General features: G+C 42.0%; 9 protein-coding genes. All 9 read right to left on the bottom strand.

All coding sequences use genetic code 11. The features are described 5' to 3' along the window. Nucleotides 1-13: 13 nt before the first annotated feature. A complete protein-coding gene (locus Q0Q74_RS05215; RefSeq protein WP_294429178.1) occupies nucleotides 14-1,162 on the bottom strand; it encodes a hypothetical protein in 1,149 nt (382 codons plus the stop codon). After that, the gene (locus Q0Q74_RS05210; RefSeq protein WP_294429176.1) at nucleotides 1,163-1,594 is read right to left on the bottom strand and encodes a hypothetical protein; all 432 of its coding nucleotides are present in this window, start codon (nucleotides 1,592-1,594) and stop codon (nucleotides 1,163-1,165) included. Beyond that, complete coding sequence (locus Q0Q74_RS05205; protein ID WP_294429174.1) at nucleotides 1,594-3,063, bottom strand: hypothetical protein; 1,470 nt, start codon at nucleotides 3,061-3,063, stop codon at nucleotides 1,594-1,596. The genes Q0Q74_RS05210 and Q0Q74_RS05205 overlap by 1 nt, the downstream gene beginning before the upstream one ends. 15 nt (nucleotides 3,064-3,078) lie before the next feature. Further along, nucleotides 3,079-4,614, bottom strand: coding sequence for a hypothetical protein (locus Q0Q74_RS05200; RefSeq protein WP_294429172.1), 1,536 nt, complete (start codon nucleotides 4,612-4,614; stop codon nucleotides 3,079-3,081). Nucleotides 4,615-4,891: 277 nt separating this feature from the next. Continuing rightward, a complete protein-coding gene (locus Q0Q74_RS05195; protein WP_294429171.1) occupies nucleotides 4,892-5,419 on the bottom strand; it encodes an HD domain-containing protein in 528 nt (175 codons plus the stop codon). A gap of 57 nt (nucleotides 5,420-5,476) precedes the next feature. After that, complete coding sequence (locus Q0Q74_RS05190) at nucleotides 5,477-5,647, bottom strand: hypothetical protein (protein WP_294429170.1); 171 nt, start codon at nucleotides 5,645-5,647, stop codon at nucleotides 5,477-5,479. 70 nt (nucleotides 5,648-5,717) lie between these two features. After that, a complete protein-coding gene (locus Q0Q74_RS05185; protein ID WP_294429169.1) occupies nucleotides 5,718-7,025 on the bottom strand; it encodes a zeta toxin family protein in 1,308 nt (435 codons plus the stop codon). 27 nt (nucleotides 7,026-7,052) lie between these two features. After that, nucleotides 7,053-9,290 (bottom strand): hypothetical protein, encoded by a 2,238-nt coding sequence (locus Q0Q74_RS05180; protein ID WP_294429167.1) that lies wholly within the window; start codon nucleotides 9,288-9,290, stop codon nucleotides 7,053-7,055. A gap of 133 nt (nucleotides 9,291-9,423) precedes the next feature. Beyond that, nucleotides 9,424-16,278 (bottom strand): SNF2-related protein, encoded by a 6,855-nt coding sequence (locus Q0Q74_RS05175; RefSeq protein WP_294429166.1) that lies wholly within the window; start codon nucleotides 16,276-16,278, stop codon nucleotides 9,424-9,426. Nucleotides 16,279-16,282 lie beyond the last annotated feature (4 nt).

Raw genomic sequence — 16,282 nt, 5'->3', positions numbered from 1 at the left:
TACCCCCAATTTATTAAATACTTCTGATAGGAAAGTGTCTGAACTTGTATTTATTATTCTTGATATATTCCTGCACTTCTTTCTGGTACACAGCAATACGCGCACCGAAATAGGCACTTGTAGCCGACTGTGTAGAGCTGAACGATTCTGAAATACCGTCCATGCTCAATGAACTTGAAGAGAATCCCGACATCAAGCCGTCACCGATGATATTAAGAAGTGAAATAGCACAAGCCTTGCCGATAATCTGTCTTAAATCGTCTGGAATATCGTCACTTGTTTCAAATCCGGCTTCATAGTCAACGGCATAGAAATAGTAATTTCTTAAAGTCTGCTCGCCGTATGGATAAAGCACTTTTGAAACATTATTGAAAGTGTCGCTTCTGCGCCACGGTCTTTGCATAAAGTTAATAACGCCCTTGTCTTTTTCAAGATATGAAGTAGGCAACAAATCCATAGGATTTTCAGCGGCGTTGAGTAATTCGCATTTTGTAACCTTAATAATAGGTCTTTGCCGTGTTGTAATTCGTCCACGGCTTACAATTTCTTCCTGTCTGAATTTATAAGGCGGCTCTTCCAAATCATAATCGCCTTTTCTTGTTCTTGTTGTCCTTACAAGTCCTCTCTTATCCGGGTTACATCGGATAACTTTTCTTCTGATACAGATATTCAATTCACGCTCCAATTCTGTTATTGCAGCGTCAATAAAATACTGTGTCTGCTCGTCCTTAAATTGCTGTCCGTTTGTAGCCTTAAAATCAGTTCCCCAAAGATAGGTGTATCTAATATCATCGGGAGTTACAGGAACACCCCAAGAACCTTCCGGCGCATTGTAATTGTTGAATGTGTAACCAATACAATCTACATTCTCGCCGAATTTCACCCATTTTGAGTATTCGTACATATCGCCTGTAGGAACTTCTACAGATGAATCTACAAAACGATATTCGTATAAACCATCTTCAAGATTAGAAGAATCAATGAAATCACCTGCTGAAATAGGAAGAACAACAGGTGATTCAGTATTTAAAATCCAACCGTCAGAAGTCCAAGTGTACCAAGCGTTTTCCTTATAGAATGACCTTTCAAGTCTGAAAGATTCAGCGTTGCTGTTTGCCAGCGTGAGGATAATTCTTGTACTTGTCGCTTCTGCGGTTATCATTTATTTATTGCCTTTTGCGGCTTTCTTGCTTTCGCTCTTTTCAGCGTCAGCGTTTGCTTCTGCTGTGTTTGCGTCTGCCTTGCCGCCGTCCGATTTCTCGGTGTCTGTTGTTGTTTCTGATGAAGAATCAGAACCGTCTTTGCTTTCGCTCTTTTCAGCGTCAGCGTTTGCTTCTGCTGCACCGTCGAGGTTGAAGCCCGGAATTGTCAAGAAATACTTTGCTTCAAGAGCTGTTACTTCTGCTTTTCCGTCAGCGTCAAAAACTACGGGATTTGCGCCAATACCAATGATTGTTTTCCCCGCGCGTTTTTCTGATACAACAGTAACCTTGTCTGTATCTGCCATAGCTGACAAATCAGACAAGATTTTTTTTGTATCAACGGCGGTAGAAGCAGCATTAGCCAGCGTTTTAACTGTTCTACCTTTAGCCATTAGTACAAGCCTCCTCTGTAACCAATATTCTTGATTTCAGCACAGAATTCCGGCGCACCAACTTTAAGCGCACCGAAGAGTGCAACTGCAAAGCGTTTTGCGAGAGAATCGTTTGTAGGAAGCGGGAATGTTGAAAGACCCATGAGCTGTGTAAAGGCGATGTTTGCCTTAGCGTCACGAGTGATTTCAGAAAGAAGGATAATAGAAGCTGTACCCGGAAGTTCTGAGTTAACATCTTCGTATGTTGTGTTTCCTTCAACTGCTGCACCGATTGAACACATTTCCATAAGTTCAGAACCGTCAGCTTTAGAGCGAGTGATGATGAATCCTGTAGCTCTTGCGCCGTTTGAATCCGGGGTAATAGTGATTGTAACACTCTTACCTGCTGCAACTGTAACGGCTGCGGCTGCGGCTTTTGCGGCTGAAATACCGTATGAGTTTACGGCATGAACTGCATAGATGTAATCACCTGCATCATTTGTGCCGAACTGTGATTCTGCACGAGTAGGAGAAGCGTTTACAGTAAGTGTTACTGTAGAAGGAGCGTTAGGGCGTTTTGTTGAATCACCCTTAGCAACAACTTTACCCTTTACATGGAACATCTTATCTGTACCAGCGTCTTTGCCCTGTATGCGGATAGAAGAGCCACAAGAAGCGACAATATCCGGCAGGCGTTTAAGACCTGTATGTTCGTCCTCTGGTGTGTAGCGGAGCTTGTCATTGAAGAGAGAGCGGAACTGTCTTGCGATAACAGGAGGGAACAATGCTTTTTTCAAGTCACCACCCTTTTCATAAACAGTATCAGCTACTTCATCAAACAAATCTTCGCCTGTGAGAATAGCTTCATCGCCAGAAGCAACTTCTTCACCGATTTCGTAACCGCGAAGGTCTGCAACTGTAGAGCGGAGGCGGGCTTCTTTTGTTGTGTCGTAAGCCGAATCCTCGATAATTTTCTGGAAACCGTCAAACTGTTTAGGAACAACTGCACTGTTTCCATGGAAGAAAGCACGCTCGGCAGATTTTACGACACGCATTGTACAAGCGACTTTTTCTGCGTTGTACATATCTTCCATGCTTTCAACGAGTTCAGCCTGCTTTGTAATGCGTCCGATAGTACCGATGTACTTCTGTTCGAGGATTTTACGCTCGATGTCTTGGTCACCTTCGCGGATTTCCTCACCTTCGCCGATGAAGTTGAATTCATCATCGCCAACGCCTGTGCGTCTGTTGTACTGATGTACAGTAGACTTTGACGGCTGACGGTAGATTGAATTGAATACCTTACAATCGTCCTGCAAAACATCAAGCACATTTACAAGTGTTGATTCCAAATCTTCCGGCTGCAATGCGCGTCCGTCTGTAAACTGTGACGCGTCTGTACCATATCCGGCTTCGAGTGCTTTCTGAAGAGTCGCTTGATTAGCGTTATCGAAAAGCCCTTCGACATTTACACCTTCGTCAAAAATCATTCGTATTCCCCCTGTTTATGCTTTGTACTTGCGTACATAGCCCGAAATTTCGTTGAAATCTTCACGGCTGATTTTTCCGCCATGAACCGCCTTGTTGAAAGCAGAAGAAAGATGTTCAGACTTTTCAAGTGTCAAACCTGTGTTTGCTCTGTCCTTGAAAGCGGCATTGAGTGCGCTTTTTACAATCTGATAATCTTCTACGGTAGGACGCAAAGGATTGTCGTTTCCGTTTGCAGAAGCACCATTTCCGACATCTGACTTCTGGATAGAAGTAGCTGTCTTTGTAGGAAGTGGAGTGTTTGCAATCTGTGCAACGCTTCCGGCAACTTCGAGAATAGACTTTGAAACATCTTCCTGCTGTGCTTCATAGCCATCCATGCGCTTTGTGAGTGCTGCAACTGCGTCATTGCTCTTTTTTACTTCTGCAAGAATTGCAGCAAGCGCGCCTGTTGCGTCTACACAACCTTCCGGCAATGATTTAGTGATGTTGTTAGGCTCTGCACCACCCTCACTGTTACCATTACCACCTTCACCGCCATTGTCTGAACCTGCGCCACCGTTATTCTCTGGTGATACATTTTCACCCGGCTTCTTGTTCTTCTCCTCGCCATCGTCTGCATTGCTAGGAGAGCCACCCGCAAGCGATTTAAGGAGATTCTTTGTCTGTTCCAAAACAGATTTAGCCATAATTACATGACCCCCTTGTGATATTATTTCGCGGACAGAAGCCCGCGCTTTTTCCTCTGAATATCCTCTTTCAGTCAAGAAAGAAGTCATTTTCTGTGGTGTTTTGATTTCGCCTGTAGCGATTGCCGCCATAAGCTCATTGATTGCGTCAATGTCGTTTTCTTCTGTTTTTGAAATCTCATTAGGCAAGATGTTATCCGGCGTATTGTTTGCTACTCCACCTTCTAAATCTTCTTTCTGCAAACATCTTCCGCCTGTCATTGTTGCTGCGTCTGTTCCGTAACCTGCTGAAAGAGCTTTACAGAAATCGACATTTGACATTGATTTAGCAAAAGCGGCACTACCTACCGTGTAATTTACAGGCGAACAAGTAAGGGCTAAGTCATTCCACATAAAAGCCGTTACTGTTTCTGTGCCGTCCTTGTTTTTGCGTACAATAGGCTTAATACCGCCCACACTTGCCTTTACACGGCTTGAATGAGCTTTAAGAAGGTCGATAAAAGGCTTTGCAGCTTCTACATAGCTATAGAGCTTGCCTTTTACGAATGTTCTTGTTCCTTCCGTTCTTACTGAAATAGGCTCGCCGATAATCTTTGTTTTATCGCTGATTACATTGCCGCTTGCGTCATATCTTTTGTGCTGGTGGTCGTCTGAAATTACGCCGTTTGAAAGGAAATATTCTTTACTGTCTGTAAGTGCTTTCTGCTGGATAATCTGATTCTGCAAGTCAAGATTTTCATTAGAGGCTTCGGTTTCAAAGATATAGTTTCCGTCCTCGTCCTCTTCACCGAAAGACTTAATGATAATGGGAACATAAACATTGGAGAGAGATTTTTCAATGTCATTTTCAGTGTAAAAGTCCACTTTTGCCCTGCTCCTAGTGCTTCTGACCGCAAGGCAAAATAAAAAAAAGCAGCCAAAAACACTAATACCTTTTTAGTGTTCCGACTGCCTTTTCTAAGGAATATCGTTTTTATTCACGCCCACTACAGGCGACACAATATTGTAATTTTAATAACTCTTTGAAGGGCTAGGTAACTTTCGTTACGCCGGGCATGAAGCCCGATTTCACCCTTCAAGAATTATGTTTATTTTATCAGCAAAATAATACGCTGTCAAGAATTGAATACTTTTTATAGTATTAAAACAGTATAGCTACATATTTTTTCAATTCATCATACATTTTATAACCTTCAAGCCCCGAAAGATTGTCTGCAATGGAATGATAATACCACCCTATATCCTCTTTACTTGCATTAAAACGCTTCCAGAGTTCAGCCCCACAATTCTGAAAGTCAACATACATACTGCGAATATTTGAGAGTTTATCAGCACAACAAACAAGTTTTGTTTCAAGTGAATCTGTTTTAAGACAATCAATAGTGTGCTGTTTTCGTTCCTTCCAAGTCTTTGATTTATCCTCACTTTCAGTCTGGACTATTGCAAGAATATCTTTTCCGAATTCCTTTTCAATTTCCTGTGGTGTAGTATCAGTATCTTCAAGTGTATCATGCAGAATTCCGGCAACAATTACATTCTCATTACAGCCGTTTTCCGTAAGAATCTGCATTACTTCCATAGGGTGAACAATGTACGGTAGATTCGTTCCCTTGCGTTTCTGATTCTGATGTTTGATTGAAGCAAAGATGATAGCGTTATGAATCTTCATAAAAGCCCCCTAGATAATAAAAGCCGTACATTATCTGCACGGCTCGAAAAATCTCATTTATGAAAGTTTTACCCCAGCTTCTTTAGCGCGGTTTTTAATTCGCTCTAATTGGTCTGTATGCTGCTTAGAAGGTTTTTTGTTTGGGTCGTCAGCATAGTCGCCAGAAGCCCACCATTCGGGATTATGGAAGTTCTTTTCCATGAATTCTTTTGCGTTTTTCTTTTCCATAGCCTCTACCTCCACTTATAATATACTACACTATCGGCATTATTGCAATAATTTGTAGTAAATTTTGGTGTTAATAATCTCCTTTCTGACAAATCAATGTTGCCATTCCGTTTGTCTGATTGAAGTTATCCCGGAAAGAATACCTGTCTACCAAGCCTTTTACAGCTTCAAAAGCGTCCTCGTTTTGTGTCATATCGGTCATAATACCGAGCGGAACAAAACGCCCAGAATAATCGTTTTTGCGTGTTTTGAATCTGCTGCAGGCTCTTTTCATTGATTCCTGCATTGGCGTAAACATATAATCACAGCTTGTGAAATACCCGGCTTTCTTGAAATCCTGTATCTGTTTTACGGATTTCTTAGGGCTGTTCATAGTACCGTCAATAATGACATTCAGCCCCATTTTCATAGCCATATCAATGAGCTTTTTGTTTAAGTCAGATGATTCTTCGTGAACTGTTCCAGCGTTCCAACCTTCGTATTCTGGAAGCGGCGGACACAATTCTTTACCGTTCTTGTCATATACTCCGCTCTTGATTGCGTCTGCGTCCAAAACAATAAACTCTTCGGGATTGTATAAGCCACCTTCTTCTGTATTTGTGAACCACGATTTACCCGCGCCCGCTCTTCCACCGAGCATTACGAGCATTGGCTTCTGTCCGGGCTTCGGTTTTGCTTTTGCAATCTTATCTGGTGAGAAATAATAGTCCATTATTTTCTCATGCAAAGCGGCTCTTTCGTCTGAATAAACAGCGTCTACACCTTCGCCGGAAATTCTGAAATTGTCGATTGTCTGTCCGTCTGTTGCAATCTGATTTTTTACCCTTAATTCGGTTTCATCAGCTTTCTTTGACATTTCCTTTCCTTCTGCACCCGGAAGGTATTTGTCAAGGAAGTATTTTACACCTGCGCCCTTACTTGCTTTTTCCAATTCGGCAATTTTTGAATCTTGATATTTGTTGCGATAATCAGCAGCGTTGAAGTTTTCCGGGCTTATTGTTCCCTCTTTTGTCAAATTCTGTTTGATATTTTCATAAGGCACTTGATAAGCAAACGCTTCTTTCTTTGCTGTTACACCATCGTCACCTTTTGCGACAACCATACCGTCAATAAGTTTCTTCTCTCTTTCAAAGCGAATCATGTCACCGCGTTTTGTCATTGCCTTAATCTCTGCTACGCGCTTACGCTTTTGGATTTCTGTATCACTTGCAGAATTGCCCTGTCCGATATTAGCAGGCACCCATTTTTCACCGACTTTTTTCATCGGTATATCTCCGTTCTTTGTGTGCCATACGGAAAAGTTCTTTTTCTGTGCCTTTTCAATAATGTCACCAAATCCCGCCTGTTTCAATTTCGCCATGTTTACAACAAGATTCATATTGCTATATCTCCTTCCTTGCCTTAATTACATTGTTGTTCCAAAAATCCTAAAGAATCGGTTTAATGCCTTTTCTACAGTCTTTTTGATGTTCAATACACGGGTTACAATATCTTCTTTGCTCTCACATTCGCCCAAGAAAATATCAACCTCACCGTTTGCGGCTGGTCTTAATCCGCCGTTCATATCAAGCATGAATTCCGCAAAACCTTTCTGCGTTCCTTCAAGTTTCTTTGCAAGTTCAAGTGATACCGGGTCAAGTTTTCTAAACATATCCTGCTGCTTAGAAAATGCTTCCACATTCGGGAATTGGTCTTTATGGTGTGCCACCTCAATAGCAATACCTACAGCTTCGTTCAGCTCTTTATTGATTGAGTAACCTTTCATTCCCTTGTTTTCAATCAATGGAGTAATTGCCCTTACAAGTTTCTGTCTGATTGAGCGTCCGCCCTCTGTGTTTAAGTTTCTGATGTTTGTTTCGTTTATAACGCTACCAATCAATACAGTTTCCAAAAATTCCTTGCCGGATGCTGTTACCGTGTTGTCACTGTAATACTGCGGAAGGTCTGTTTTCTGAATGATGTTTGACTGAATGAGCGTATTAAAAATACTCTGACTTGCTTTTTTATCAGCGTACAAATCGCCCATAGTGTCAAATTCGCCGATAATACTTGCTACATCTTCAATGGTCTGTGGCTGAATCATCTTTGAAACTTTTACGGCTTTTTCAACAGGATTCATAGCCTTTTTACCCGATTCGTTGTATTTTGCGAATTCGCTTGTCGTGTAGTCGCCTGTATGCTCTGTTTCAAAAACTACACGAGGGTGCTTGAACTTTGCCACATCATCAGCAGAGAAGCCGAACTTCTTAGCGCGTTTTTTCAATGCTTCAATGTACTTTGTATCAGTTCCTTTTCTTGCGGCAATCTTGCTAGACATTGTGCGGTTATTTCCAGATGTAACAACGCCGTCCTGTGTAACAACGATTGGAGAATCAAAGCCTAAAGCCCTGCCGTCAAAATCAGAAGCAATGTCGATTACAGTTTCCTGTGCTGCTGTGTCATGCTCATAATCTCTATCATTTACCGTGCTACCGTCTTTTGCGGTCGGGAATCCCTCTGTCTTGTGGAAAGTAATTTCATCATGGCTTGCGCTAGGTGCGTCAGCTTCTACAAGTTTCCACTTTCCTTGTATTGCTTCCTTACCGACATAGATTTCATCTTCGTCACCTTCAACGGATAAAGAAGATTGATATTTCTCCCGGATAGATTCAATGCCTTTTTTATTTGGCTCATTGTCGGTTTTCGGCGGCTCGTTATCCTGTTTAGGCTCTGTCTTTTTTGGCTCTTCCTTCGGTTTTGTCTTGCTTGCTTCTTTAAGTATTCCGTCTGCTCCGACTGTGTAATAGCCTTTGTCGTAATCTTCAAAAATCTTTCTTGCGATATTGTGATTTATGAGTTTTGCAAATTCCTTTCCCACTTCCTGCATTGAGATATTCGGCTGTCCTTTTCTCATATAGTCGATAAAATCATCAATACCGCCCTCAAAATCTACAACTTTTGAATTGGCGTGTTTCTGGATTGTAGAAATAGGCTTTTTGAGCATTTCAGCCCGGTTTAATTCGTGCTTTTCACATTCCTTTGTGGCTTCTTCCACAAGTTTTGAAAATGCTTCCTGTGTTTTTTCGCCTGTCTGCATATTTGCGGTACTGTCACTTTTTGCTTTTGCTTCTGTAACGGTTTTACCCTTCTTTCCTTCGTGAGCGTCATTCAGCCCCGAAACATACTCTGAAAACTCCTGCATGAATGGCAATGGGTGTCCGTTGTTATCTCTGAATCGCTCCATGTTCTCCAAACAGAGCTGTAAAAGTTCTTCCGAGTTTCTGCAGGCGGCGGCTTTTCTTCTCAATGCAGCAACGGCAAGTTTTGCGCCCTTGCTTTCAGTTTCATAAACACGCGCCCACTTTTTAGGCGTGATTTTCTTGAACTTCTGACCGTTCCAAGTTCTTACAGTTCCGACCGGGAAATTTGCTTTCTGAATCCACTCGTCAATGTCGATTGCCTTTGCAATGGAGTGATTTTCTTTCTTCTCCAATTCTGCCAAATGGTCAAGAATCTTTTTTTTGAAATACTCGAATTTCGGGTCTTTCTGATTCTCCCCTTCTGACTTCTGAATGTCAAAGTATTCCTCGAAAACAATCTCGTTTCCGTTCTCACTGTTAATCGACTTTGCAAGTGTTTCAGCATTAAAAACAAGTTTTGTCATATAATCCCCCGGAACAAAAAAAACGCCGACTATCCCAAGAATTGAATCAAGGAATAATCGGCGTTTGCTTCTGCATAACTACCAAGAATAAATATTTTAATTGCATTATAAGGCATAACAGCCGTTTTTGCAATTATGCTCTTTGAATCAGCAGGCGACCGTTATAGATAATCGCTTTTGCAATTCCACCGTTACGCTTCTTTTCCATGTCTGCCTTAATCTGGTCTTTGATTTCCTCAAAAGGCTTCAAGTCGTTTCCGATTTCCTTTGCATAGTAATCTACACGGTCAGCTACAGAATAATGCTTCTGTTTTCTCTGTGCGTCCTCAATCTGCTTCTTTGCTTCTGCCACATAGAAATCAAACTTACCTTCGATTTCTCCCAGCTTGTTTGAAATTTCGTGCCGTCTTGCAGAGATTTCAGAAAGTTTTTCCTCGATGTTTTCCGGGTTATCTACTCCCTGTTTTCTCCAAGAGTTTTCAATGGCTGCAATCAATTCGCCGTTTTCTTTAATGGCTTTGTTTGCCAATCGAAGCTGTGACTTGTAAGAATTTACAGAATATTTGTAGTTCTCCAAATCCCGCTCGATTCTCCAAGTATCTTCTTTCGCTTTCTTTGCGGCTTTCAGTTTCTTTTCTGTTTCTTCCACGAGGTTAGTATAATTCGCAACAGATTTTTCATACTCTGGAATCTGCTTTGTCTGATACTCTGTATTGCCTATCAGATTCTTTCTTTGGCTCATCTGTTCGGCAATGGTATCATAAAGCGCATCCGTCATTTTCTGCTGCTTCTTCAAGTCTGCCTGCTCCTGCAAGATTTTCATACTTGCACGCTTTTTCGGGTCTTTAATAAGCTCGAATTTCAGCTCTTCCGGGTTGATGTCCTCAACATTGAGAGAATCGCCCTTATAGCTCCACAATGCGTTAAGGCGGCTCGATTTTTCGTCATACTTCTGGTACATCATAGCGTCAATGGAATCATTCATAAGCGGATAAACGATATGAGTAATTCCCTGTTTGTTATTCTGTCGCCAGATACGACCTTCTACCTGTATTGTTTCGGTAGGATTCCAGCCAAGCATTGTGTTATAAAGCGTTGTAGAGTTTCCATTGAGCGAAACACCTTCTTTGATTGTTTCCGAACCGATAATAATTTTAATCTTGCCGTCCACATCGTTGAAGTCGTCCTTAATGCGCTCTTTGTCTGCAAGGCTTGTGCTTGAATCCATAAAGGCGATAGCGTCAGCCGGAACACCTTTGGAAACAAGATAATCTTTTACATACTGATACTGATTTGTACCACGAGGCATATAGATTACCTGTCCTTCTGTCGGTCTTTCCTTGTACTGTGTGCTTGCCGTATCACAAACAAATTGCAGCTTAGGCGATTCTTTTACAATGTCCTTCATCTGCGGTTTGTGCCAGCCCTCGTAATCCTCATAATCAGCCCAGAATTTCGGGTCAATCAATGCTGGTGAGAGTGTAGCCATTCGCATATTGTTCATTGCAATAAGAGCGTCAGCAGAGTTTTTATTATCGTCACCCGGCTTTGAGAATTTGCCGTCCATGCGGTCAGTTTCAGCCTTAATGATTGCTTTCTGCAATGGTGTCAAATCAAGCTCCGGCTTGTGTACTCTCTTGTATGGTCTTACTACTCCGGCTTCTTCACCGTCTACCTTGTCGATGAATTCAGTAATAAGATTCTGCAATGCGTTAAGGTTTTTGAAGTTCTTCATAACCTGTGCAGATACTACATCACCGTTTGCCTGTACCTTCCAATCCGGCTTCATTTCTGCAAACTGCTTCATAAAGTCCTGCAAGTTGTAGATTTCCAAATCTTTAAGGCGGTTTCTTGCCACCATAGAAAGAATGTTGTAAATCTCTACAGGCGAGTTATTGAAAGGCGTTGCTGAAAGTCCGAAGAATCCCCTTCCGTTTGTTTCTCTCTGAATCAACTGTGAAATTGCAAAGAGTTTCATAGCGCGTCCAGATGTCGCTCCCTGCATACCGCTGTATTCGTTTGAGAGCTGTCCGGGGTCGTCGTCTGCCTTAATCTTTCTTCCCCAATAATCGGTTTTCTTTTCGTTCGTACTTCGTACAGATTTACCAAAAGTGCGTGGAATTGAGAAAACATTTTTGAAGTTGTGCAGCTCGTCTACTGTGATATGGTCAATTCCCAAATCTTCCCAATAAACAGCTCCCGGCTTTGCTTCTGCTGCAATGCCGAGCATTTTCATCAACTTTTCTTCTGCCTGTGCCTTTTCGCGCTCACTTCGGGTATCTTCTACAAGATTTCCGTATTCGTCATAGTCATATACCGACTGTGAATCAAGCATATCATCACGCAAATCACCGTTAAGAGTTTCCTCTTTGAAAGTGACTTTCTGTAATGCTTCGTAAGTACAGACATTCAATGCACCTTCCGGCAAGTTTACTTTACCGTCAGAATCTTTGAATCTGCCTAAGTCCTTTTCGCTGAAATTTCCGAGTTCGTTTATTGTCTGATTAGGGAAATGCTGCTTAATTTCCTTAATCCATTTCTTGTAAACAGATTTTGGTACACAGATAATCGGGCGTTTTGCTTTTCCTGTCTGAATCTGATTTACAGTCGCAACAATACCTGTTACGGTCTTTCCTACACCGACATCATAAGCAAGAATACCATTCCCCTTATTGCAGAGCATTGAAACGCCTTTAATCTGCTGTTCGGTCATGTCGAATTTCTTCTTTCCCTTGTGGGTGTTCATGCCGTCAACGAAAAGCGGAATCTTTTTATAATCTGGGTTTACGCGTGAGTTAAATCTTGCGTTCCATTCATCTTCAATGGCGTTCTGCTGTCTTTCCGGGAGTTCGCGCAACCACTTATTGAAAAGTCTTTCTGTTGTTTCGCGTCTTGCGTTCTTTTTCTGCTCCGCAAACATTTTGGCGGTTTCTGCGTCCTCTGGGTTTCTTGTTCTTTCAGTTCTTACAGGAATCTGATTTACATAATCCCAAATATCCTGCATTGTCATTCCGTCCGCAAGCTCTGACTTTGGAATAGGACAATGAGAATTCCAGCCGATTCTTCCGTTTTCATTAAATCCGCAATATGCAAGGAATTTGTCTTTAAGAGAAATACCGTCATCGTCTTTGAACTGCAAAGCAAAGTTTTCTTTTGGCGAGATTGTAAACTGCATGATGTTTTTTCTTGCAGGCAATACGGCTTCAAGAATAGCTTTCTTTTCTTCGTAAGATTCTTTGCTTATGCGGTCTTTTTCGGCTTCAAGTTTTGCGAGTTTTTCAACAATGTTTCCGCTTGCATAGTTTGCAACATTTACAATATTTCCGTTTTCATCGGTCACAAAATTCTTGTTTTTGCCAAGTTCCTCGCGCTCTTCATCAGTAAGTTTTGTTACATCAACCTTACCTTCCCAATCGGTTACTTTCCAGAATTTCATGTCGGCTTCTGGAATATCCTTTGAGTATTTAGCGTTGAATTCCTGCGCTGTCATATTCTTACCGATAGAAGGTGTGAATACATCGCCTTTTGTAGCTTTCTTTACAATCTGCTTGTGGAAAGCCTTTTTTGCGTTGTCGTTGCCCTTCATGGCTTCGCTACGCTTGCGGCTGATTTCTTCGGCGGTTTCCTTGTCGTCCAATACGGCAAAATCTTCAAGGCTTGTTCTTCCGCCCGGATTGGTCTTACTGTCGAATTCGTAACCAATCATTCCGCCGTCAGTAATGTATGTGATTTTTCCTTTTGCTCCGTCCGGGCGTGTAAGTTCCGCGCCTACCTGCAACTTGCCAATAACTGTAAATCGTTTTGACAAATCAGCCTGTACGGTCTTTACTTCGACATTCTTTGCAATCTCTTTGACTTCAACGGCTTTTGTATCAATCATGGAAATTGCTTCTGCAACTGTCTTTCCTTCTGGAAGATTTACAATCTTTGTCGGCTTTCCGAAACGGTCTTTTCCTTCGGTTTCGTGTCCGATTACATGAGATTCATTATCGGCAAAATATTTATTGTCGCAATAGTCGGCAATATCGCCCTTGCCCTTCTGAATGACAATAATATCTGTTCCAACATCTGTACTGCTAAATGTACCTTTTGGAAGTCGCCACGCTTCAAGTAGCTTTCCTTTCTTTGCAATCGCTTCTTTTCCCTTGCCGTTTTTGCCCCGCAAGAATGAAGAAGGAACGACAAAAGCAAGAATACCACCGTCTTTGAGAGTATCAAGAGAGCGGTCAATAAAGTATTCTTCATAGCGTGTGTGGTGTTTTCCTTCTCCCATGCCTTTGTAAAGGTCGTTATAAGCTCCATACGGCGGGTTTCCGATTGCGACATCGTACAGTTCGCCTTTGTAGCCTGTTACGGCGTTATTCTGCATGAAGAGCTTTTGAAATGCTCCCTGTTTTACTTCTGAATCCGGGTGAAGAATTCCGGCAATTCGTGCGCTTGTTTCGTCAAGTTCGCAAAGTGTGAAATCTTCGTTTCTTCCTTCTGCAAAGCGTCCGATACCACTTGACGGCTCTAAGACTTTTTTCTTCTGATTCGGATTGTATTTGTCTACAAGTTCCCATACCTTAGAGATTACATCTCTAGGAGTGTAGAATTCGGTGAGTACGGCTTTTGTAGACTGTCCGCCCTCGTTCAATCCGCCGCCACCTTCATACTGTGAAAGAAGTGCCTTATCTTCTGCGGTCATTTCAGAATCTTTCTTTGTTGCGAGAAGTTCAAGGCATTTTGCGCGGATTTGTTTAGCTGTCGCTTTTGTTACTCGTCCGCTTCCTGCTCCGTTTCGTCCATTGTCAGAGCTTCGCTCTCCAAGTCCGATTCCAGATTCGCGAGGTTGCTGTACAAATTCGTTTCCGTCAATGGCTGATTCTGTTTCAGACACATTGCTATCGCCATTTCCTTCGCCTGTTCCGCTCCGTAAGTCGCTAGTACCTGCGGAAAGTCCATTTCGTCCAATTCCAGAGTTATCTTCTCCATGTTCGCCTCCTGTTACATCATCATACAAAGCATTGAAAATATCAGACCGTTTATAGCCTGTGATTTCTTCATTGCTTGTACCACCGTACATATCAAGTTTCTTTCTAAAATAATCGTCTTTTTTATACAGTTTTTCAAACAGTATTTGACGATTTTTTATTCCCTGTCCGTTTACCTGCTCACTTACCATGTTTCGCATGATTTCGTAAACATCTTCCGGCATACCGAATTTCTTTGCGTTCTGATTTCCGAGCATTGCATTACTTCGGTTTTCGTGTTTCTCCGCTTCACTTTCCCCGGCTTCAAGTGCTTTTCTCTGCTTATCCATGAAAGCCTGTGCACTGTCAATGTCGCTGAACACCTGTTTGTCGGTTTCGTTTCCGGCTTCATCGTGAGTAATAACGGTGTATTCTTTTTTCTTGTAATCAGAATTCGGAATCATTTCAACAAGCCCGGCTTTTGAGCCGTCACGAATCATCAGCATATACTTTGTTTCGCCTTTTTCGTCCGTATATTCTTTCTGTGCATGGAATCCCAATTCAGCAAGTCTTTCAACAAAGTTCTGTCTTGATTTTTCTCCGAGGTGTTCACAATCAAAAACAAAATCATTAGCGTTATCAAGAATACCGCTCAAATCGGTCTTTGAATTCGCTCTCCATGATTCTGTAATTTTTCTGCCTTTTGAATCAATCTTTGAGATATTAGAATAAGGTTTTCCGCCTGTTCCGTTAGGATAGAATTTGTTCCAAGAGCCAGCAAACGCTTGAAACCAATCTACTTTTTTAGGTGCAGCAGGCTTTTTGTCCTCTGCCTTTTCTTTCATTTCGGCTTCTTCTTCGCCGTAAGTATCTTCGTACTCTTCGGCAAGTTCGCGGTGTCCGCTCTCTTTGATAAGGTCGCCTACAAGTTTTGGAGTGAAGAAATAGTCAATATTCAAGCCATTCATGTCGCCTGCAGAAGCAAGTTCTTTAAGGTCTACATATCCCCATTCGCTTGTCATTGTGTCGCCGTTGTTGTCTACATAACCATAGCCTACGCCATCGTCGCCAAGCTCTGTAATGTAGTAATCCATACCGCCGACAAAGTAATGCAGCCTTGCCGTATGGTCGCCCTCGTACATCTTCGGCATTGTTGCGATTGTTTCAAGAAGTGCCTGCACATTGTCAATCTGTTCTGTGTTTGTTGCTTCAATCTGTGAATGTGGGATAATTCCCAAATCAAACAACTGCGGTTTGATAACATCTTTAAGAAGCTGCGCTTTTGTCGGCTTCTTTTCGGTTTTCTTCCCGATGTTGTCAATTTCTTTGAAAGCCTGTTTCATTCCGGCTTCAACTTTCTTTGGGTCTAGGTTATGCTTTTCGGCAAATTCCGCAATGAGTTTCTTCTGCTCTTCTTTCTTTGCAGCTTCGTCAGCAACCTTCTTTTCGGCGGTCTGTGCCTGTTTTTCCTGCTGCTGAACTGTCTTTCCTGTAAACATTCCCCAGATACGGCGCATTAAATAAGGGTTTGCTTTCCACTCGCCTTTATTTTTTGCCCCAAGTTTTTTAAGTTCCTTGTCGCTGAATAATGACGGCTCGTCATTCTCTGGTGCGGGTGTTTCCATGTCCTTTGAGAGTACATCGGCGTTTTCTTTGAATGTCGCCATTTTTACAGGCTTATTGAATTTCTGCTGATTCTCTTTCGGTGCAAATCGGTCGTCCCACTGTTTGCGATGTGAGAAGTATTCAACAAGGTGCTGCGCAAAAGTCTTTTTGTCGGCATTAAAATCTTTCTGTATGTTTTCTTTCGCATACATTTCATCAACCTGTTTTTCGTTGATTCCGAAAAACTCTGCCAGCTTTTCAAAAGGCTTTTTAATCTGTTCCCAAGCGTATAAATATTTATACCTTCTGACAGATTTTCCACTATGTTTCTCTGCAATCGGTACACGGTAGATGTAATCGTGGTCGCCTTTCTGTGAACCAAGAGCAGATTTAAGAATCTCTGCAAACTTTTCTTTGTTGATTATCAGCATTTTA

It is taken from the genome of uncultured Treponema sp., from assembly GCF_946187725.1.
Classification (GTDB): domain Bacteria; phylum Spirochaetota; class Spirochaetia; order Treponematales; family Treponemataceae; genus Treponema_D.
Note: the sequence above shows the minus strand (reverse complement) of the source record. Positions and strands in the feature narration are given on the sequence as shown.